The 21130-nt window shown below is 73.6% G+C and carries 14 protein-coding genes; 6 read left to right on the forward strand and 8 right to left on the reverse strand.

Annotated elements, in window-relative coordinates:
- Window positions 1-179 precede the first annotated feature (179 nt).
- Window positions 180-788, reverse strand: coding sequence for a hypothetical protein (locus ACFOWE_RS03615; RefSeq protein WP_377285338.1), 609 nt, complete (start codon window positions 786-788; stop codon window positions 180-182).
- A gap of 274 nt (window positions 789-1062) precedes the next feature.
- Between ACFOWE_RS03615 and ACFOWE_RS03620 the strand changes: the two genes are divergently transcribed.
- The 4 genes from ACFOWE_RS03620 (at window position 1063) to treZ (ending at window position 10913) form a co-directional block, all read left to right on the forward strand.
- A complete protein-coding gene (locus ACFOWE_RS03620) occupies window positions 1063-4668 on the forward strand; it encodes a BTAD domain-containing putative transcriptional regulator (protein WP_377285339.1) in 3606 nt (1201 codons plus the stop codon).
- Window positions 4669-4753: 85 nt separating this feature from the next.
- On the forward strand, window positions 4754-6859 hold the full coding sequence (gene glgX / locus ACFOWE_RS03625) for a glycogen debranching protein GlgX (RefSeq protein WP_377285674.1): 2106 nt from the start codon (window positions 4754-4756) through the stop codon (window positions 6857-6859).
- Between the two features lie 142 nt (window positions 6860-7001).
- Entirely contained in the window at window positions 7002-9197 is a 2196-nt protein-coding gene (gene treY / locus ACFOWE_RS03630) for a malto-oligosyltrehalose synthase (protein ID WP_377285340.1), read from the forward strand.
- 3 nt (window positions 9198-9200) lie between these two features.
- Window positions 9201-10913, forward strand: coding sequence for a malto-oligosyltrehalose trehalohydrolase (gene treZ / locus ACFOWE_RS03635; protein WP_377285342.1), 1713 nt, complete (start codon window positions 9201-9203; stop codon window positions 10911-10913).
- 45 nt (window positions 10914-10958) lie between these two features.
- Here the strand turns inward: treZ and ACFOWE_RS03640 are convergent, their stop codons facing one another.
- The 7 genes from ACFOWE_RS03640 to ACFOWE_RS33870 all read right to left on the reverse strand — a co-directional run bounded on the left by ACFOWE_RS03640 (window position 10959) and on the right by ACFOWE_RS33870 (window position 19182).
- The gene (locus tag ACFOWE_RS03640) at window positions 10959-12314 is read right to left on the reverse strand and encodes a DUF4407 domain-containing protein (RefSeq protein ID WP_377285344.1); all 1356 of its coding nucleotides are present in this window, start codon (window positions 12312-12314) and stop codon (window positions 10959-10961) included.
- Window positions 12307-13779 (reverse strand): hypothetical protein, encoded by a 1473-nt coding sequence (locus ACFOWE_RS03645; protein ID WP_377285345.1) that lies wholly within the window; start codon window positions 13777-13779, stop codon window positions 12307-12309. The genes ACFOWE_RS03640 and ACFOWE_RS03645 overlap by 8 nt, the downstream gene beginning before the upstream one ends.
- Entirely contained in the window at window positions 13776-15728 is a 1953-nt protein-coding gene (locus ACFOWE_RS03650; protein WP_377285346.1) for a hypothetical protein, read from the reverse strand. Before ACFOWE_RS03650 ends, ACFOWE_RS03645 begins: the two co-directional genes overlap by 4 nt.
- Window positions 15729-15985: 257 nt before the next feature.
- Complete coding sequence (locus ACFOWE_RS03655; RefSeq protein ID WP_377285347.1) at window positions 15986-16738, reverse strand: hypothetical protein; 753 nt, start codon at window positions 16736-16738, stop codon at window positions 15986-15988.
- 112 nt (window positions 16739-16850) lie between these two features.
- Entirely contained in the window at window positions 16851-17597 is a 747-nt protein-coding gene (locus ACFOWE_RS03660; RefSeq protein WP_377285349.1) for a Crp/Fnr family transcriptional regulator, read from the reverse strand.
- A gap of 125 nt (window positions 17598-17722) precedes the next feature.
- Complete coding sequence (locus tag ACFOWE_RS03665; protein WP_377285351.1) at window positions 17723-18229, reverse strand: Pycsar system effector family protein; 507 nt, start codon at window positions 18227-18229, stop codon at window positions 17723-17725.
- 161 nt (window positions 18230-18390) lie between these two features.
- Window positions 18391-19182, reverse strand: a complete 792-nt coding sequence (locus ACFOWE_RS33870) for a MarR family transcriptional regulator (RefSeq protein WP_449301199.1) — start codon at window positions 19180-19182, stop codon at window positions 18391-18393.
- On the opposite strand from ACFOWE_RS33870, the gene ACFOWE_RS03680 reads away from it, so the two are divergent.
- Together ACFOWE_RS03680 and lnt are read left to right on the forward strand one after the other, a co-directional pair.
- On the forward strand, window positions 19151-19708 hold the full coding sequence (locus ACFOWE_RS03680; protein WP_377285352.1) for a hypothetical protein: 558 nt from the start codon (window positions 19151-19153) through the stop codon (window positions 19706-19708). The genes ACFOWE_RS33870 and ACFOWE_RS03680 overlap by 32 nt on opposite strands.
- Before the next feature lie 113 nt (window positions 19709-19821).
- The coding region (lnt, locus tag ACFOWE_RS03685) for an apolipoprotein N-acyltransferase (protein WP_377285679.1) at window positions 19822-21130 on the forward strand (1309 nt) is incomplete at its 3' end.

Consider the following 21130-nt stretch of genomic DNA (forward strand, 5'->3'; position numbering starts at 1 on the left):
CGGATCGCTTCAGCGCCGGCGAGAACACCGGGCGGCCCGAGAGCGAGACGCTACGGCCCGCATGCGTACGAACCCGCAGAAGGCGTGGGGGCGGCCCGGCACGGGAACGCCGGACCCGTCCAAGAAGAAAAGGACCCGGCCGAACGACCCGCCGTACAGGAGACCCGGCTGAGTGCGGGTCAGGTCCGTTTCCAGTCGTGGCGTTCCATGAAGGCGCGGTTGTCGACGGCGTACTCGGCGAAGGCCTCCTGGACGGCCTTCAGGTCCTCCACGTGCGTGCGGTAGATGACGCCCCGGACGCTGTCCTTGTACTCCAGCTCGTAGCCGCCGGGCTCCGGGGCGGTCTGGATGAAGTGCTGGCCGAAGACGACCAGGGCGGTGAACGGGTTCTGCGGCGACATCGTGGCCAGCGCGTCGTGGACGAGCTGGAGGTCGGGGTCGACCAGGAGCATGCCGTCGCCGGTGTGCATCTGCATGCCGGGGTAGGCGCCCAGCGGCTCGCGGTTGTGCACCAGGTGACGCTGCGGGTCGTAGCAGACCAGCCCGCACTCCCGGGCCGCCTCGAAGGCCGCGCCCGCGACTTCGTCGGACCGCTCCAGCTCCACGGTGACGAGGGCGTACTCGGGTGCGATCTGCCGGGCCTCGGGCAGGCGCTCGGCGAACGCCCCCACACCGGGATGCGCCGCGACCGTTCCGGTCTGCCCGCTGCGGAGCGCCCGGAAGGTGCCCTCCGCGTGTTCCTTGGTGATCGGTTCGGGTTCGTGCCAGACGGCCAGTTGGAAGCTCACGCTTCCATCGTCCTACAGGTGGGATCTCGATCCGTCCGGCACACTCCGGGAACCGTGCCCCGCGCGTCGGAGCGGGCGGGGCCGGTGGCGGGGGGCCGTGGCTCTTCGTGGAGTGATCCGGCGCGGAGCGGGGCGGGACCGGGCGAAGGCAGACTCACGACGGTCGGCTCGCGCGGACGGCGCCGAGGCGGGGAGTGCCTCGGGGCCGTTGAGAGGTCGGCGCACCGGGGGCCAAGGGCTACCATCGGCGCAGTTCGGGAGCGAGGTGGCCGGGGTGGACTTTCGGGTGCTGGGGCCGGTCGGTGTGATCGGTGACGACGGGGAGCCGCTGGACGTCGGTCCCGCCCAGCAGCGGGCGGTGCTGGCCCTGTGCATGCTCGCCGTTCCCCGGCCGGTCGCCCCGGCGCGCATGATCGACGCGCTCTGGGAGGACGCTCCTCCTCCGGGGGCGGTCAACACCGTCCAGGCCTACGTTTCCAAGCTCCGGCGCGTCTTCGAGCCGGACCGGCGGCCCCGCACGCCCCCGGCCGTCCTGGTCAGCAGGCCCGGCGGCTACGCGCTCGCCATCGGCGAGGCCGACCTCGACCTGGCGCGGGTGCGTGCGCGCGCTGCCGAGGGGAGGCGGCTGGCCGCGGCGGGGGAGCACCAGGGCGCGGAGCGGGAGTTCCGGCAAGCGCTGGAGGAGTGGCGGGGGGAGCCGCTGGCCGACTTCATCGGTGCCTCCTGGGCGGAGGAGGAGAGAGCGCATCTGGCGGAGCTCCGGCTGACCCTGGAGGAGGACGCCGCCGAGGCCGGACTCGCGCTCGGCCGGGGGGAGGCGCTCACCGGAGGGCTGGCCCGGCTGGTGGCCGCGCACCCGCTCCGGGAGCGGCTGCGGGCGCTCGCCGCGCACGCGCTCTACCAGGCCGGACGGCAGGCCGACGCGCTGGCCGTGCTCACCGAGGGGCGCAGGCTGCTGGTGGAGGAGCTCGGGCTGGACCCCGGCCCCCGGGCACGGGAGATGGAACGGCGCATCCTCGCCCAGGACCCGGCCCTCACCCCCCGGGCGGAGGGGGGTCCGGCCACGGGCGGGGAGCGTGCGGCCGAGACCGGCCGGGAGGGAGGGGAAGACGCGCTCCGAACCGGCGGGGCGGGTGGCGGAGTCGTCGTGGACGCCGTGCCCGGCCGCGTGACGGCCCCGGTGCCCGGGGCGGGCGCGGATGAGAGGGAGGACGGCGGGGCCCGGCCGGAGGGCGGGTCTCCGCTGGTCGGCAGGGACGCCGAGATCGCCGTGCTCGACGGGGCGGTGGCCTCGGACGGTCACCGGGTGGTGCTGCTGGCGGGCGAGCCCGGCATCGGCAAGACGAGCCTGGCCGAGCACGCCGCGCGGACCGCGTGGGCGCACGGCCGCAGGGTGGTGTGGGGCCGCTGCTGGGACGGGAGCGGGACGCCGCCCTTCTGGCCGTGGACGCAGGCCGCCGCCGAGCTGACGGGCTCCGGCACGGGGCTGGCGAGGTCGGGAGGGCTCGCGGGGGTGGCGGGCCTGCCGGGACCGGAGGCGGTGGCGCGGGCCGGCGCGGGGGGGTCCGCGGGAGCGGGCCTGCCGGGACCGGAGGCGGTGGGCCCGGAGGGTCCGGGTGAAGCCGGTCTGCCGGCGGCCGGGGCGGGGAGGACGGGTGGAGCGGGACTGCCGGGGGAGGGCGGGCGCTTCCAGTTGTACGAGACCTTCGCCCGGCTGCTGAACGGGTACGGCCGGGTCCTGGTCGTCCTCGACGACCTGCAGTGGGCCGACGCCTCCTCGCTCCGCCTGCTGGAGTTCCTCGCCTCGACGCGGCTCTGCCCGGAGCTGACCGTGGTGGCGACCTACCGCGACACCGACGTACGGCCCGGCGGCCCGCTGGAGCGCGCCCTGGGTTCCCTGGTGCGCCTGCCCCACGTGCGGCGGCTGAAGCTGCGGGGCCTCGCCGAGGACGACATCCGGGAGTACCTCGGCCGGGCAGGCGGCGTGACCGGCCGGGCGGCCGAACTGGCCAGGCTGACCGCGGGCAACCCGTTCTTCCTCGGTGAGCTGCTCCGCCTGGACGGGACCCCGGCTGGTCCGGCGGACCTGTCCGACGTGGTGCGCGGCAGGCTGGCCGGTCTGCCGCCGGGGACGGAGGAGGTGCTGACCGCCGCGGCGCTGCTCGGCCGGGACGCGGCGACCGACGTCCTGCTCCGGGTGGTCGACCTGCCCGCCGAGCAGGTCTTCGACGTCCTGGACGCCGCCGTGCGCGCCCGGCTGCTGGCCGAGGGGGACGGGCCGGCCTGCCGGTTCGTCCACGACATCGTCCGCGACGTGCTGCGCGAGGCGCTGCCGCCGCTGCGGCGCGGGCGCCTGCACGCCCGGATCGCCGAGGTGCTGGAGGAGAGGAGCGGGACCCGCCTCACCGAGATCGCCCACCACTACGGCGAGAGCGTGCTGACCGGCCGTACGGCGGGCAAGGCGATCGGCTACGCCCGGCGCGCGGCGGCCCAGGCGGCGGCGCAGTTCGCCCACGAGGACGCGGTGGAGCACCTGGAGCGGGCGCTCGCCCTGGTGGACAGGCTGCCCCGCTCCGATGACGCGCTCCGCTGCGACCTGCTGCTGGACCTGGCCGAGGCGCGGGCGGCGGCGGGCATGAGCACGGCCGCGCGGCCCTGTCTGGAGGAGGCGGCCCGGATCGCCGAGGAGCTCGGCGACGAGGGCCGCCTGGCCCGGGCGGCGCTGGGCCTGTCCGACCAGATCTACCTGGCCATGTACGAGGAGGTGACCGGGGTCGAGCGGCTCGCCGGGCGCATCGACCGGGCCCTCGCCTCAGGTCTGGCGGAGGGCTCGCCGTGGCGGGCCCGGCTGCTGGCCGCCTCGGCGTTCATCGGCTCCACGGGACGCCCCCTGGCCCGGAGCCTGGAGCTCGCCGAGCAGGCCGTACGGCTGGCCCGCCGTACCGGGGACGACGCCGCCCTGGCCCGGGCGCTGATCTCCTGGGAGCTGCTGCTGCGCTCCGGCGGCGACCACGACCTGCGGCGTGCCGTCATCGACGAGATCGTGGAGACCGGTGTGCGCACCGGTGACCTGGTGACCGAGTGGATCGGCAGGGAGAGCGCGCACGTCGAGCGGACCGCCCGGGGGGAGCGCGGTGGCGCGGCCGGGACCCTCGCCTGGCTGCGGGAGACCGCCGACCGGCTCCGGCTCCCCTCGATGGCGGGTCTGGCCGCCTGGCAGGGCGCGGTCCACGCCTACCTGGACGGGCGGTTCGCCGATGCCCTCGAGGCGGCTGGGGAAGCCGCCGCCGCCCACCCGGAGGGAGCGCTCGGCCGTGGCGACGCGCACCTGCGGCAGGAGATGCTCCGGTTCCTCGCCCTGCGGGCCGGGGACCGGTCCGCGGCGGACGCGGGCGCGGACGGCCCGGCAGGGGACGCCCGCGCGGACGGCGGACCGGCCGAGGCGCTGGCGCTGGCCGAGGGGGTCCTCGCCCGGCGCGCGGGGCAGCGGCCCTGGCGGGTCCTGCGCTGCCTGGCCCTGACCGACCTGGGCCGGATGGAGGAGGCCCGCGCGGAGTTCGCCGTGCTCGCCCGGGACGGCTTCGCCGAGCTCCTGCCCGATCTCGGCTACCGGGCCGTCGCGGACGCGCTGAGCGAGCTCTGCGCGACCCTGGGGGAGGCCGAGGCCGCCCGGGTCCTGGCCGGTCACCTGGCGCCGCACGCGGGACGCCTGCTGGGCTGGTCGGTCACCGACCTGTGCCTGGCCCGGCTGGCCCTGCTGATCGGTGACCGGGAGGGGGCCGACCGGCACCTGAGGGCGGCCGAGGAGTTCACGGCCCGGGCCGGCGTCCGCGTCCACGGGCCCGCCCTGCGCCGCCTGCGGGAGCGGCTCTCCGGCTGAGGCCGAATCCGCCGCGGCTCCCGTCGCCGGAACATGCATGCCCCGGGGAGTACTGGGCATCTCCTCACCGCTGAAGGGCGGTGGAATGATCGAGATCTGGCCGGGTGACCCCTACCCGCTGGGGGCGAACTACGACGGCGCGGGGACCAACTTCGCGCTCTTCTCCGAGGTGGCGGAGAAGGTCGAACTGTGCCTGTTCGACGACGAGGGCGAGGAGAGCAGGATCGCCCTGACCGAGGTCGAGGGCCATGTCTGGCACGGCTACCTGCCCCGGGTCGGTCCCGGGCAGCGGTACGGCTACCGCGTGCACGGCCCCTACGATCCGGCCCGCGGGCAGCGCTGCAACCCCGGCAAGCTCCTGATCGACCCCTACGCCAAGGCCGTCGAGGGCGACGTGCGGTGGGACGAGGCGGTGTACGGCTACCGCTTCGGCCGGCCGGACAGCCGCAACGACGCCGACTCGGCGCCGTTCACGCCGCGCTCGGTGGTGGTCAACCCGTTCTTCGGCTGGGGCCACGACCGCCCGCCCGCCACGCCGTACCACGACACGGTGATCTACGAGGCGCACGTCAAGGGCCTGACGGTCAACCATCCGAAGATCCCGGAGCGGATCCGGGGCACCTACGCGGCCCTCGGCCACCCGGAGATCATCGACCACCTGCTGAGTCTGGGCGTCACGGCGATCGAGCTGATGCCGGTGCACCAGTTCGTCACCGACCACCCGCTGGCCGAACGGGGGCTGACGAACTACTGGGGCTACAACACCATCGGCTTCTTCGCCCCGCACAACGCCTACTCCTCCAGCGGGCAGCGCGGCGGCCAGGTGCTGGAGTTCAAGGCGATGGTCAAGGCGCTGCACGAGGCGGGCATCGAGGTCATCCTCGACGTGGTCTACAACCACACCGCCGAGGGCAACCACCTGGGCCCGACGCTGAGCATGCGCGGCATCGACAACGAGGCCTACTACCGGCTCGTCGAGGACGACCGGCGCTACTACATGGACACCACCGGCACCGGCAACAGCATGCTGATGCGCTCCCCCCAGGTGCTTCAGCTGATCATGGACTCGCTGCGCTACTGGGTCACCGAGATGCACGTCGACGGGTTCCGGTTCGACCTGGCGGCCACGCTCGCCCGGGAGCTGCACGAGGTGGACCGGCTCAGCGCCTTCTTCGACCTGGTGCACCAGGACCCGGTGCTCTCGCAGGTCAAGCTCATCGCCGAGCCGTGGGACGTGGGGCCGGGAGGCTACCAGGTCGGCAACTTCCCGGCCCGGTGGACCGAGTGGAACGGCCGCTACCGCGACACGATCCGCGACCTGTGGCGGGGCGAGCCCGCGGCGCTGCCGGAGTTCGCCTCGCGGCTGACCGGCTCCAGCGACCTCTACCAGGACGACAGCCGCCGCCCCGCCGCCTCGATCAACTTCGTCACCTGCCACGACGGCTTCACCCTCACCGACCTGGTCTCCTACGACCACAAGCACAACGAGGCCAACGGGGAGGACAACCGGGACGGCACCGACGACAACCGGTCCTGGAACTGCGGCGCGGAGGGGCCCGCGAGCCTGGCCATCGAGTCGCTGCGCGAGCAGCAGAAGCGCAACTTCCTGACGACGCTGTTCCTGTCGCAGGGCGTGCCGATGCTCTCCCACGGCGACGAGCTGGGCCGCACCCAGCGGGGCAACAACAACGCCTACTGCCAGGACAACGAGATCAGCTGGGTCGACTGGTCCGACGTCCGGGAGAACTGGCTGCTGCTGGAGTTCACCTGCAAGCTGGCGAAGCTCCGCGCCGAGCACCCGGTCTTCCGGCGGCGCCGCTTCTTCTACGGCCGGCCGGTGCGCGGCTCCGACGACGGGCTGAGCGACATCGCCTGGCTCACCCCGGCCGGGACGAGGATGACCGACGCCGACTGGAACGTCGGGTACGCCAGGTCGCTGGCCGTCTTCCTCAACGGTGAGGCCATCACCGAGCCGGACCGCCGGGGGCGGCGGATCACCGACGACTCCTTCCTGCTGATGATCAACGCGCACCACGAGACCATCAAGTTCACGATCCCGGAGGATTACGGCGACATGTGGGTCACGGAGATCGACACGGCGATGCCGATCACGCTGGAGGTCCCGCTCTGCCGGGCGGGTGAGGGAGTGCCGGTCGCCGGGCGCTCGATGCGGGTGCTGCGCCGTGTCTGAGCCCTCCTCCGTCCCCGCTCCGGGTTCCGCTCCCGCCCGCGCCGGGGTCTCCGATCCCTCCGGCGTCCCGTCCGGTACGGCTCCCGCGCCGGGTTCTGCGGAACGGCCCGGCCCCGGCGGCGGGTCCCGGCCCGCCGTCCCCGTGTCCACCTACCGCCTCCAGCTCACCCCCGACTTCGGCTTCGACCGGGTGGCCGGGCTCGCCCCCTACCTGCGCGACCTCGGGGTCAGCCACGTCTACCTCTCGCCGGTCCTGCAGGCCGACCCGCCGTCGCGGCACGGCTACGACGTCACCGACCACTCGCGGATCCGGGCCGAGTTCGGCGGGATCGAGGGCCTGCGCGCGATGGCCGCCGCGCTCGCCGAGCACGGGCTGGGCGTCGTCGTGGACATCGTGCCCAACCACATGACGGTGCCGGTGCCCGAGTCGGGCAACGCGGCGCTGTGGTCGGTGCTCGCCGAGGGGCCGGCCTCGCCGTACGCGCGGTGGTTCGACATCGACTGGTCGGGCGGGAAGGTCGACATGCCGGTGGTCGGCGACGGCACCGAGCCCGTCGTGGACGGCGGCGTGCTCCGCTACCACGACCACGCCTTCCCCTGGCCGGACACGCACTACCGGCTGGTCGACTGGCGGCAGGGCCCCGGCTACCGGCGCTTCTTCGACGTGTCCTCGCTGATCGGGCTGCGGGTGGAGGACCCGGAGGTCTTCGAGGCCACCCACCGGGTCATCCTGGACCTGGTCGCCGAGGGCGTGATCGGCGGCCTGCGGGTGGACCACCCCGACGGCCTGGCCGACCCGCGCGGCTACCTCGCCCGGCTGCGCGCGGCCTCGGGCGGGGTGTGGACGGTCGCGGAGAAGATCCTCGTCGGCGACGAGCGGCTCCCCGCCGACTGGGAGTGCGACGGCACCACCGGCTACGACGCGCTCAACCGGATCACCGGCCTGTTCGTGGACCCGGCCGGGGCCGGGCCGCTGACCGACCTGTTCGTCCGGCTGACCGGCATGCCCCGCGAGTACGCGCAGGTGGTCTACGACGCCAAGAAGCACGTGCTCGACCTGTTCTTCGGTGCCGAGCTCGGCCGGTTGCACGCGCTGGTCGGCACCGACCGCGCCGCGCTGGCCGAGCTGCTGGCGGCCATGCCCGTCTACCGGGCCTACGCGGTGCCGGGTGAGCCGGTGCCCGCGGCCTCGGCGGCGATCGTCGAGCGGGCGGGGGAGCTGGCCGCCGCGCGCCTGCCCGAGGGCGCCCCGGTGGCCGAGACCGTGGAGCGGGTGCTGCACGGCCCGGCCGAGGCGGTCGTGCGCTTCCAGCAGACCTGCGGGCCGGTGATGGCCAAGGGCGTGGAGGACACCGCGCTGTACCGGTGGTACCCGCTGTCGTGCCTGAACGAGGTGGGCGGGGAGCCGGACCGGTTCGGCGGGCCGGTGGAGGACTTCCACGCGTTCTGCCGCGGGATGTCCCCGGCCACGATGACCACGCTCTCCACCCACGACACCAAGCGCTCGGAGGACGTGCGGGCCCGGCTGGCGGTGCTGTCGGAGCTCCCCGGGGAGTGGGAGGCGGCGGTCACGGAGTGGTCGGCGAAGGTCTCCTTCGACCCGGCGCTGGACTACCTGGCCTGGCAGAACCTCATGGCGGCCTGGCCGATCGGCCCGGACCGCTTCTTCGACTACCTGTTCAAGGCGGCCCGCGAGGCCAAGACCGCGATCTCCTGGGCGACGCCCGACCCGGCCTACGAGGAGGGGCTGCGGGACTTCGTGGAGCGGGCGATCGGCGAGTGCGGGGCCTCGGTCGCGGAGTTCGCCGCCCGGATCGAGCCGTACGCCCGGTCCAACTCGCTGGGCCAGAAGCTGGTCCAGCTCATGATGCCCGGGGTGCCCGACGTCTACTGGGGCAACGAGATCACCGACTTCTCCCTGGTGGACCCGGACAACCGCCGCCCGGTGGACTTCGAGCTCCGCCGCCGCATGCTGGCCGGAGCCGGGACGGCCGGGGCGGCCGGGGCGGCCGGGGCAGGGTGGTCCGCCTGGGATGAGGCCAAGCTGCTCGTCACCCGGCAGGCGCTGGGCCTGCGCCGCAGGCTCGATCCGGCGGCGCCGTACACGCCGCTGGAGACCGGGGAGCACGCGCTCGCCTTCGCCCGCGGGGAGCGGGCCGTGGCGGTGGCCACCCTGCTCCCGGCCGGGCTGGAGCGGCGCGGCGGCTGGGGGAGCGAGACCCTCGCCCTGCCGCCGGGACACTGGCGTGACCTGCTGTCCGGCGCCGAGCACACCGGGCCCGTCCCCCTGGCCCGCCTGCTCTCCCGTAACCCCGTCGCGCTCCTGGAGAGGAACTGATCCATGTTCGAGGTGTGGGCGCCGGAGGCGTCGTCGGTCGAGGTCGAGGTCGGCGGGGAGCGGCACGCGATGCGGCCCGGAGCGGGCGGCTGGTGGTCGGCGGAGGTCCCGGGGGCCGGGCACGGCACCGACTACCGGTTCCGGCTGGACGGCGGCGAGCCGCTGCCCGACCCGCGCACCCGCTGGCAGCCGGAGGGGATCTTCGGGCCGAGCCGGGTCTACGACCACGGCCGGTTCGCCTGGAGCGACCAGGCGTGGACGGGCCGGGCCCTGCCCGGATCGGTCGTCTACGAGCTGCACATCGGGACCTTCACCCCGGAGGGCACGTTCGACGCGGCCATCGGCAAGCTCGACCACCTGGCAGGCCTCGGCGTCGACTTCGTCGAGGTCATGCCGGTGCCGCCGGTCCCCGGCGGGCGCAACTGGGGCTACGACGGGGTGGACCTGTGGGCCGTCACCGACAACTACGGCGGGCCGGACGGCTTCAAGCGGTTCGTGGACGCCTGCCACGGCCGCGGGCTCGGCGTGATCCTCGACGTCGTCTACAACCACCTCGGCCCGTCCGGCAACTTCCTGGCGCCCTTCGGCCCGTACTTCCACTCCTCCGCCGCGTCCTTCTGGGGGCAGGCGGTCAACCTGGACGGCCCCGGCTCCGACGAGGTGCGGCGCTACTTCATCGGCAACGCGCTGCAGTGGCTGCGCGACTACCACGTCGACGGCCTGCGGCTGGACGCGGTGCACGCGCTCCACGACGACCGGGCCGTGCACTTCCTGGAGGAGCTGGCGGCCGAGGTGGACGCGCTGTCGGCCGCGCTCGGCCGGCCGCTGACGCTCATCGCCGAGTCCGACCTCAACGACCCGCGGCTGATGACGCCGCGCGAGGCCGGCGGGTACGGCCTGGCGGCGGCCTGGAACGACGACGTGCACCACGCCCTGCACACAGCCGTCACCGGGGAGCGGCACGGTTACTACGCCGACTTCGCCGACGCCTCGACCGGCGCCCTGGCCAAGGTGCTGACCTCGGCCTACTACCACGACGGGACCTACTCGGCCTTCCGCCGCCGGTGCCACGGACGCCCGGCCCGGCACGTGCCCGGCCACCGGTTCGTCGTCTGTGCGCAGAACCACGACCAGATCGGCAACCGCGCCCAGGGCGACCGGGTCGACCCCGAGGCGCTCCGGCTGGCCGCCGGGCTCCTGCTCACCTCGCCGTTCACCCCGATGCTGTTCATGGGCGAGGAGTGGGGCACGCGCACGCCGTTCCTGTTCTTCACCGACCACGTGGAGCCGCAGCTGCGCGAGGGCGAGGCCGACCGGCGGCGCCGGGAGTTCGTCGGCTTCGGCTACGACGACTGGGCGGAGAAGGCGCCGGACCCCGGTGACGAGCTGACGTTCCTGAACTCCAAGCTCGACTGGGGCGAGCTGGAGCAGGACGCGCACCGGGCGCACCTCGACTGGTACCGGGCGCTCATCGCGCTGCGCCGCGCCCACCCGGACCTGTCGGACCCGCGCCTGGACCGGGTCCGGGTGGAGCACTCCGGCTCCTGGCTGGTGGTGCACCGGGGCGCGTTCCGGGTGGCGGCCAACCTCGGCCGCGCCCCGGTCGCCCTCCCGGTACGGCCGGCCGAGATCGTGCTCGCCTCCGACCCCGGCGTGCACCTCGACGGCGACGACCTGACCCTGCCCGCCCGCTCCCTGGCGATCCTGAGGGTCTGACCGTGCGCGGTCCCCGGCGGGGGGCCGTCCCGCCCGGGGACCGGGTCAGTTCTGCTCGGCCTTCTCGGGGCTGCGCCCGTTCTCGATCGTGCCGAGTTCGGCGCGGATGGCGGCCTCCCTCCTGGCATCCAGGATCCCCGCCCGGCGGGCGGCCGCCGTCAGGTGCTCCCGGAGCCTGAGGTCCGACTGGTGGGCGTGGATCTCGTCGGCGTCGCGGCGGACGCGTTTGCCCCGGTCCAGGTCGATCGTGTGGGCCTCCTCCCGGTCGGCGAGCTGTTCGGCCAGCCGCCGGTCGTAGGAGGTGGGGCGGCTCAGGAGCTTCGTCAGCACGGGGGAGCAGTCGATCAGCAGGAAGAGCAGCGTGAGGAAGACGTGCGCGAACATGATCGAGCTCTTCTCGGCGGAGAGCGTCGCCAGCGTCTCCATCCGCTCCAGCAGCCCAGGACTGTCCGGCCGGGCCTCCTGCTGCCTTCTCAGCTCCGCGTCGATCGCCGCGGTCACCCGGGCGTTGTACTCCGCGCCGGACTCCCGCTCCGCGCTGGAGAGCTCGAGGCGCTGCTTGCCCAGGACCTCGAGTTGCGCGGAGAGCTGCTCGATGTTGCTCGTCCTGCGGTACTCGCGCACGTCGGCGCGGAGCCGCCTGCAGTTGACCCCCGGGCCGGGTCGGCCGGTCAGTCCGGCCCCCCGGGTGCCGACGCATTCCAGACGGGCGGTGCGTGCCTTCCGGTCGAGGAGGCGCTGCTTCTCGTCCACCTCTTCGGTGAGGTCCGCGAGCCTCCTCTCCAGGGACTCCAGCGCGACCGCGTCGTTGGACTTCGGGAGGTTGAGCCTGAAGGTCGCGCATCTCTGCGGGTCCGCAGCGGGCTCGCCGACCTTCGGGTTGCAGGCCGTGTAGGTGCTGCGCAGGATCTTGTCGGCCTCCTGCTGGTCCTGCGCGATCCGCTGCAGGATCGCCGATTCGAAGATCCTGAGCGTCAGCGGCTCGGCGATGATCACGCCGACCACCACGGCGATGAGCAGACGGGGCAGGAGCATCCGGCGGCGCCCCCTGCCGACCACGCCGTTGACGCTGATGACCAGCCAGCTGTCGAGGATCCCGATGAGCGCGCCCCACGCCAGGGCGATCAGCACGACCAGGGGCCACGGCGCGTCGAAGACCGACTGGAGCGCGTACCCCATCGAGACCGCCGCCATCAGGGCGGTGGCCACCACCAGCGCGCCCTGGCGGGTGTAGCGGGCACGCTCCTCCGGCACGCGGGCGAGCAGCCCCTCGTCGACCCCGACGACGGAGCGGAGCAGGCGGCCGGCCCGCCCCCTTCCCCGCGGACGGCGGGTGCTCCGCGGAGGCCGCGGAGGAGGCCCGCCGGCCGGTCCGGTCACCTGGTCCACCGTCTCAGCCAATGTCCTCCTCCTTCAGCCGGGTGTAGTCCTCGTTCTCCGCGGGCGGGTCGTCGTCCGCCGCGGGCGCGTCCTGCGCTTCGGGCCGGGCGTCGTCACCGGTGATCTCCGCGCGGTCCTCACGCCGCAGGGGGCGTCCCCCTCCGGTGATCTTCTTGGCGAGCTGCTCCATGTAGTCGGTCATCTGCATCTGGTCGCTGTGCCCGCGCTCGACGAGGATCCGGAGGATCTCCAGCTGGGCGGCGACCTCCCTGTCCTCGATCTCCTCCGCGCGCCGCCGTGCCCTGGCGTCGGCCTCGGCCTTCCGGTCCTCCAGTTCCTGCGCCCTCTGCCGGGCCTCGGCCGCACGCCGCCGCCCCCACTGGATCTCGTCGCGGCGGTCGTCCCGTTCCCACTCGGCCCGGGTGACCGTCCACTGCCGGTCCCACCGGTGCTCCTCCTGTTCGGCCTCACGCCTCCAGCGGTTCTCCTCCGCGATGTCCTCCCGGCGCCGGCTCTCGCGCTCGTCGGAGCGGGAGAGGTGGTCGGCGGCGCTCAGACCGCCCTGGACCCGTGCCATCGCCTCGATCTTTCCGGGATCGTCCCCCACGGCCTCGTGCAGGCGCTGCCCCTCGGCGAGGTCGAAGGTGCGCTGCCGGTAGTCGCGCCGGCGCCGCTCCTCGGCCTCGTCGTACTGCATCTTCCAGCCGAACTCGTGCTCGACGATCTGACGTTCCTGGTCGAAGAGCATCCTCTGCTTCTCGAGCTCCTGCTGGAGCTTCTCGATGCGGGCCTGGGCCGCGATGTTCTCCTCTTCGAGAGCACGCTCCTTCTCCCGCTGCCTGCGGAGAGTCTCGTCCCGGCGCCGCTCCTCGAGAATCTCGGCGGGGGTGAGCAACTCCACGGCCGTCAGTTCGACGGTCATCCCGGTGAAGACGGGGGGCCTGGTCCTGACATAGGTGTCCAGCACCGACCGGAACCGCCGCTGCGCCTCCCGGACCGCCTCGATCCCGTACTCCATGCCGAGGTGCTGGATCCCCTCGCAGCCCTTGACGTGGGCGAGCAGCGCCTCCTGCATGTCGCGGCGGCCGCTCTCCGCGACCCGGACCGGGTCCCGGACGGTGCACGCGAACGTCACCCGCAGGGTGAACTCCTCCAGGCCGCCCTCGGCGGGCACCTGCATCTCCAGCGTGACGGGCCGGTCCCGGGTCATGTCGACGACGCAGTAGCTGGCCGCGTCCACCAGAGCCTGGTCGCGGTCCTTGGGAGCCACGTCGTCGGCGCGCACGAGCCTCCTGCCGATCCGCAGGACGACGACCTCGTGCGGGAGCGGGTACGGCACGGCGTCGGGCTCGTGCCGGACGGTGCTCCTCCAGAAGCGGTTCCGCCTGACGGCGGGCTTCAGCACGTCCAGAGCGGTGATCGGGTAGTCGGGCTGGGCGGGGGCCGGAGGGAGCGGTACGTTCCCGGTGGGGGCAGGCTGGGTCATCGGCTCTCCACGGTGCGTGGTCGGGAGGTCGGATCGAAGATCGAGAGCAGGATGGTGAGCAGCAGCCGGCCGGTGCCCTGCGGGTCTCTGCGGTGGCCGGCATACTGCTCGAACCCGCGGGTGAACGGCTCGTGCTCGTGCCGGGGAAGGTCGCCGGCCAGGGACTCCGCCAGGGAGCGCAGCGGTTCCTCCGGGGAAGGGGAGAGCACGCTCACGGCGTGCAGGACGTCGTAGAGGGATGCGAAGGCCGCGGCGCGGACCGGCCGGTTGACGATGGCGGCGCTCCAGATCTTCGCGAGCAGTTCCAGAGGCGCGCCGGGGGTCATCAGGTGACGGGCGGCGGCCGGATGCCCGGTGGTCTCGTCCCGGACCGACAGCACGGCGAGGGCCACGTGCAGCGTGCGCAGCAGCCGGGGGCTACCGGGACGCGGATCCCGCCGCAACCGCATCTCCAGGTCGTCGAGCACGATCCTGGCGTCCCGGTCCGTAACCGACACGAGTGAGGCGTAGAGCGCCGCAACGGCCTCACGCCCGCCGTAGGGCGGAGCGCTCTCCGTCAGACGCCACAGCTGGCCCAGGGCCTCGGCCGGGTAGCGCAGCCCGAGCTCTCCCTGGAACGCGCCGGCCGCGGCCTTCCTGCGGAGGGCCACCCCGCTGCGGGACCAGCGGATCGCCGTGCGCAGGGCCCGCGGCGCGGTCGCCTCGTCGAAGCACATGTGCCACAGGACGTAGATGGACGTCTCCCAGGCGCGCGGGCCGTGCTCCCCGGCGGACCAGGGCTGCAGGAACACCTCGCGGACCGCGTCGAAGGAGTCGTGCCCGCACAGCAACGCGAGCCCGGCCGCCACCTGGAGACGGGTCTCGAGACCTGATGTCCGGGCGGTTTCCAGCAGCCAGGCGAAGACGGGCTGCCAGAAGCGGTCGTCGAACTGCCCGCACAGTTCGGCGGCGACGTGGTGCCGGTACCCCGGCTCGCGGAACACCAGGCAGCGTCTCGGCGGTCCCGGGACGTCGATGTCCATCTCGGTCATCAGGTGGGTGACCTTGACGAGTGATGCCTCGTCGCGCCGCGGGCGGCGAGCGGAGAGGACTCCGCCGGCAGGGGCGGACTCCCCCGGTTCCCCGGCGGTGGACGAGATGTGCTCCCTGAGCCGGGCCAGGTGCGCCTCGAAACGGCGTTCGGGCATGCCGGCCATGAAGAGCAGCGCCGTGACCTCGAGGATCTCGTCGTCCGTACGGGCGTCGTCCTCGAACCACGCCGTCACGCGTCCGCTGAGGTCGAGCCCTTCGCGGGCCTCCTCCAGCGGCACACCCTGCGCCAGCCGCTCGGCGAACCGCACGATGTCACCGAGGTCGTGGACGGAGGTGAGCTCCCTCGCGGCGGTGGCGACCCGGTCCTCGGGGGCGACGCCGTGCGCGCGGAGCACGTCCTCATGGGGCGGAGCGCTCCAGGCGATGTGCGGCATGGTCGTGGAACGCGGGTCGGTGAGGGGGGCGGCGACCGTGAAGACCAGGTACGCGCCGGCCTCCTGCACCCGCCGCGTGATCTCACCCAGAGTGAAGTCCGTCAGCTCGGCATGCTCTCCGGAGTTCACCGGACCGCAGGCCAGGTAGCCCGCGTTCCCGGTGTACTCGCGTTGGGCGAGCCAGTCGAGCGGATCCGCGGGGGAGAGCGTCACCAGCGGGCCGTCGGTGACACTGCGGAGCAGGTTGACCGCGGAGGTCCGCTTGCCCAGGCCCGGGGCGCCGTACAGTGCGATCACCCGGTTCTCGCGCAGTGCGGTGAGGGCGCGCGCGTGGGAAGGCGGTGGCGCGTAGCGGTTCACCGCGGCGTCGATCACGGCGGGTGGGACCTTGCCCGAGGCGCGGCGGCTCCGGGCCTGTCCTCCGCCGGAGATGCCGATGGTGCCGTTCTGGGCGTACACGCTGCCCAGGAAGGCCTGGAACACCGTCTGCCCGGTCCGTCCCTCGGAGGTGGCTCCGCCGTCTTCGCTCCCGCGGTCCGCGGGAGCGTCGGCGGGGATGCCGTTGCGGGGTTCGCCGCCTGACGGCGCGTCGGATGAGGACGCTCCGGCACCGGACGGTCCGTCGTCCGCCTTGCCGTTCGCGGGAGCGTCGAATGAGCCTGATGAGGTCAACACAGCCTCGACTTGTGCAGATCAGAGATGTTTCCGGTGGTGCGCCGTCCGCGCGGTGACGGCGCGTGTCAGTGGTTGGAGATGCCGATGTCGCCACCGTGGGTGTTGACGGTGCCGTAGAACGTGTTGACGACGACCTGGGAGGCACGGGGCCCCTGGGAGGGGCGGGGGGTCTGCTCCCGGCCGGTGCGCTCCCGGGCGCTCTCTTCCCGTGGGTTCCGCTCCCGGACGTCACCACGCGGGGCACCGGCTCCGGGGACGAGGATCCACGCGTGTGCGGTGAGTTCTTTGACCTGGACGGTGACCCTGCGGAAGGCGCCGTCGTCCCAGGTGGTGTGGTGGCCGGCGATGGTGCCCCGGTAGATCTCGTCGGAGACGATGAGCGCGAGGTTCGCCGACTCCTCGGAGGTGATCGCCTCACGGAGCGGGGCGCAGTCGAGCAGCCGGCCGACGGTGACCGCGGCCGCTCCGGAGATGCCGTTGTCCGCCGAGCTGACAACGCCGAAGTGGATCGCGACGCGCAGTCTCATCCGGGCGGAGGGCAGGACGCCGGCATTGTGGCGGCCGAGTGCTTTGTCGAGCTGGCGCACGAATTCGTCGACGACCCGTGGCTCGGGCTCGTTGCCGGGGAGGACGGCGAACTCGCCGTCACCCGAACTCTGGGTGAACCACTTCCTCCTGTTCAGACCGGCGGCTGCGGCGGCGTCCTCCAGCAGGTGGAGGAAGTTCCGCTGAATGACGTGCTGGTCCCGGTCGTCCCGTGTCCCGTAACCGACGATGTCGGTTTTCAGCAGCAGCCGACGCCTGTGGTCTCTGGGCAAATCGGGTGCCTTCCTGGAAGGTCGTGAAGTCGTGGGCAGACAGTCTGCCACAGAGCGAGGGGATGAAAGCCGTATCGATACGTGATTGATGATTAGTGTCGCTTATTGGTGGTCATTTATGAATCTGGGTGTTTTTTCGGATATCTTCATACTTGCGTAGAGCTTCGAGATCGAGGACGGTAACCCCCCGGTACCCGCTGCGGATGAGCCCGTGGGCCTTCAGCCGGGCCACGGCCTTGCCGACCGCGTCCGGGCCGGCCGCGACGAGCCGCCCCAGCTCGGGCTGGGACAAGGGGACTCCCAGCAGGTGGCCGTCCCGCCCGGGAGAGCCGTGGCGGTCGACCAGTTCGGTCAGCACCCGAGCCAGTCGTTCGGCCACGGTGCCCTCGGCGAGGTCCAGTCGCCGGCGGTTGGACCAGTCGAGGCGCTGGGCCACCATCCGGGTGATCGCACGCCCCGCCTCCGGGTGCCGGTCGACGAACGCGTTGAACCGGTCCGCAGGGATGGAATGGACCAGGCTGGGGGAGCAGACGGTGACGGTGGCCGACCGGGGCGTGTCGTGTAAGGCTGCGAGTTCACCGACGAGATCGCCGGACAGGCGGATGCCGAGCAGCACCTCGGTGCCGTTCTCCGAGGCCAGGGTGACCTTCGCGCACGCCGGTCGGCTCGGGCCCATGGCCTGGAGAAGGTGGACCCGGCGGTCGTCGCGGTCTCCCTGCCGGATCAGCACCGTGCCCGGAGCGCACCGCCGTACGGATCCGAGACCGAGGAGCGCTCCGCCGGCGGTGGGCGACAGGTCTGCCATCAGCGTGCCGCAAGCCCAGTGTGCGGCGGCGCGGGTGTGTGCCGGACGGTGCATGTGGACCCCTCGGTTTCCGGACCGTGTCCAACCAGGCGCCCTGCGGCGGCCCCTCCGGGACGGTGAGCCTCTCCCGGAAGAGGCTCACCGTCCCGGCTCTGCCGGAGGATCCCGGCGCTCCGACGTCACTGGTACTGGGAGAGGATCCCAGCCGCGGCGACGAGGCCCGCTCCCCCTGCTGCCGTGTAGAGGGACTGGTGGACGCGTCTGTGCTTCACCCAGGCGATCCGGCTCATGTTCACTATTTGGCGGCACAGGACGGGCAGCGGATCGGCTTTGGTCAGCTCGTTCGCCAGCTCCCCCGGTTGCCAGTGCTGCAGATGGCCGAAATATATGAAATTCCGGGGGGATTCCGCCTTCACGTGTTCGGACCGCATGCGTGGTGCGACCACCGACAGTGCCAGGAGGGCGGAGGCCGCAAGGGCGGCCACCCCCAGCCAGAACGGAACGACCGCCCACCATTCATGCAGATCGGAGAAGCGCCGCCCGGTTCCGGAGAGTCCGATTACGGCGCCCAGGACTATAGATTCCGCCGTCAGGGCGAAAGACGCCTTGCTGTCGACCTTTCCGGTCCAGTCGCTGAGAGACTGATGGATTTTCCACGCGTTCTCGACCGGGTCGTATTTCGCCATGCCGTCCGTGCCCCTCCTGAACATGTGCGACACCGCTCCGATCTTCGATCCCGCGGCCGCTGTTCTCAAGGGAGGGGGCTTCTTCTCCTCATGATCGTTATGTCGGGGCGGTGGCGGGTGAGAGGCGGCGATCGTGCCGGGGCCGGCCGGAGGGCCGCGCCTCAGGGATCCCGGGGCTCCCAGTGGGCGAGCCTGTGCAGGGCGGTGGCGGTGCGCAGGAACTCCTGCCCGCCGAGGAGGGTCCGCAGCTCGTCGTTGAAGCGGTCGACTTCGGGCCGGGCGGCGCGGAGGGCGGCGGCGCCGTCGCCGGTCAGTTCCAGGACGACGGCGCGGTGGTCGTGCGGATGCGCCCGCCGGGTGAGGAGACCGGCCCTGGTGAGCCGGGCGACGAGCGCCGTGACGGCGGACTCGCGCAGCCCCAGGGTACGGGCGAGCTGCCGCTGGGTGGTGTCCGGCCGGTCCTGTACGGCGAACAGCGCGCCGAGCTGGGCCGTGGTGATTCCGGCGGCGGCCAGGCAGCGGCGGTCCGCGGCGGTGCGGAGCTGGTGCGCCGCCCGCTGCAGGAGGAAGAACAGGCGCAGGTCCGATTCGGGTGCGGGCTCTGGTGCGGGCCCGTGCCCGGGTCGTGCGGGCCGGGCGCACCCGTGTCGTGTGCCGCTGCGACCTGTCCACCGTGGACGGCGAGGGAGCGGAGACCCTGTGCGCCGTGGCGCAGGGCACGATCGCCGTGCAGGGGGAGCGGAACGGATCCTGACGCCCCGCCGGGTGGAACGGTTCCGAAAGGCGCGGCTCAGACGAGTCCGGACCCTCGGCCTCTCCCCCCGCGACCCGGCGGGCCGCTCCGTCCCGTCCGATCCGGTCCGGCGCGTGGACGGCGCCCGTCCGCGGGTAGGGGACGGGGAGGACGCAGGGACGGGGACGATGGTGACGACGATGGTCTGGATCGACGCCACGGGAGACAACCCGCAGGAGCGGTACGGCGAGCGGCTCCGCAGGTGGCGCCAGTCCTTCGCGGGGGCCGGCGGCGAACCGCAGGCGGGCGGCATCACCCTGGACCGGCTGCGCTACGCGCTGGCGGCCTGGGAGGTGGCCACCGGCCCGGTGGCCTACCCGCCGTACGTGCGGTTCCACCCGCGGGTGCTGGACGCGGCCTGCCACCGGCCGGAGGACGCGCGTGTCCTCCTGACGGTGGTCGAACTGGCCGCCCCGCCGCCCGTCCCGGTCCCGGACGGGTGGCTGACCTGGCGCGACGGTGAGCCGGGGCGGCCCTTCACGGCGCCGCCGTACGACGCCAGGGCCGCGCTGGGCGCGCTGGAGCTGCGGATCCCGATCGCCGAGGACCGGCTGCCGACGCCCACCCGGCCGGAGGCGGAGGGGCTGCCGAACCTCGGCGACGCCCAGGCGGCGCTGGAGGCGCTGGTGGCGGAGATCAACACGGCCGCCGCGCCGTTCCTACGCGACCTGGAGGGCGGCGCCTGACCGGCTCCGGGGCGCTCACCCGGTGGGGGAGGCGCCTGCTGGCCGCCGCGACCGGGGCCGCACTCGCCCTGACCCTCCCGCCTGCCGGCGCCTGGTGGTGGGCGTGGGTCGGGCTGGTCCCCCTCCTGGTCATGCTGGCCCGGGCGGGATCGTTCGGTGAGGCGGCGTGGCACGGCTGGTCCGCCGCCGCCGGGTTCTTCGGGACGCTGCTCCACTGGCTGCTGCCCTCCCTCGGGGTGTTCGCACCGCTCGCGGTGGCCGTCGCCGGGCTGTTCTGGGTGCCGTTCGGGCTCGTCGCCCACGGGTTGCTCCGGCGCCTCTCGCCGGCCAGGCTCCTGGCGGCGGTGCTGGTGCTGCCCTCGGCCTGGGTGGCGGTCGAGGCGGTGCGCTCCTGGAAGCACCTGGGCGGGGCGTGGGGGCTGCTGGGCCTGAGCCAGGGGCAGGTGCGGCCGGTGCTCGCGGTCGCCGCTCTGGGCGGCGTGTGGCTGCTGAGCTTCCTGCTGGTCGCCGTCAACGTGGGGCTCGCCGCCACGGTGCTCCGGGGCGTGGCCCCGCGGACCAGGGCGGTGGCGGGGGCCGCCGCCGTGGCGCTGGCCGCGGCCGCCGTCGTCCTCGGGGCGCTGCGGCCCGAGCCGGCCGCGGCGGGGACCATGCGGGTGGCGGGCGTCCAGCCGGGCGTCGTGCCCGGCCCGGAGCGGCGCCTCGCCGAACACCTCCGGCTGACCCGCGGGCTCGCCGGCCGCGCCCCCGACGTCGTCGTCTGGGGGCAGAGCAGCGTCGCGCTCGACCCCGCGCGGCGGCCCGGCGTGGAGCGCGCGCTGCGCCGGGCCTCCGCCGAGGCGGGCGGTGACCTGCTGGTCAACGTGGACGCCGCCGACTCCTCGGGCCGGATCACCAAGTCCACCCGCCACTACTCCGCCGACGGGCTCAGGGGCGTCTACGCCAAGCAGCGCCTCGTGCCGTTCGGCGAGTACATCCCGCTCCGGCCGCTGCTGGGCTGGCTCGCGGACCACACCGCGGCGGCCGGGCAGGATCGGGCGACCGGCGACGCGCTGACGATCCTGCCGGTCTCCGGCCGCCGGGTCGGCCCGCTCATCTCCTACGAGTCGACCTTCCCCGACATGCGGCGGGAGCTCGCCCGCCGGGGAGCGGACATCGTGATCGCCCAGGGCTCGCTCACCACGTTCCACGGCAGCTGGGCCCACGCGCAGCAGGCCGGAGCCGAGGCCGTCAGGGCGGTCGAGTCCGGCAGGCCCGCGGTGCTCGTGGAGCTCGACGGGACCTCGGCGGCGTTCGACGCCCGCGGCAGGCGCCTGGCCTGGATGCCGCCCGACCGGCGCGGGGCCTTCGTGGTCGACGTCCCGCTCTCCCGCGAGGTCACGCCGTACGTGCGCTGGGGCGACTGGGTGCCCGTCCTGTCCG

Origin of the sequence: Planomonospora corallina, from assembly GCF_042650625.1 — a bacterium.
GTDB lineage: Bacteria > Actinomycetota > Actinomycetes > Streptosporangiales > Streptosporangiaceae > Planomonospora_B > Planomonospora_B corallina.

Coding starts and splice junctions, on each gene's coding strand:
- glgX (WP_377285674.1), top strand. CDS start 4,754: ATGATCGAGATCTGGCCGGGTGACCCCTACCCGCTGGGGGCGAACTAC.
- treZ (WP_377285342.1), top strand. CDS start 9,201: ATGTTCGAGGTGTGGGCGCCGGAGGCGTCGTCGGTCGAGGTCGAGGTC.
- ACFOWE_RS03645 (WP_377285345.1), bottom strand. CDS start 13,779: ATGACCCAGCCTGCCCCCACCGGGAACGTACCGCTCCCTCCGGCCCCC.
- ACFOWE_RS03660 (WP_377285349.1), bottom strand. CDS start 17,597: ATGCACCGTCCGGCACACACCCGCGCCGCCGCACACTGGGCTTGCGGC.
- ACFOWE_RS03665 (WP_377285351.1), bottom strand. CDS start 18,229: ATGGCGAAATACGACCCGGTCGAGAACGCGTGGAAAATCCATCAGTCT.
- ACFOWE_RS03680 (WP_377285352.1), top strand. CDS start 19,151: ATGGTGACGACGATGGTCTGGATCGACGCCACGGGAGACAACCCGCAG.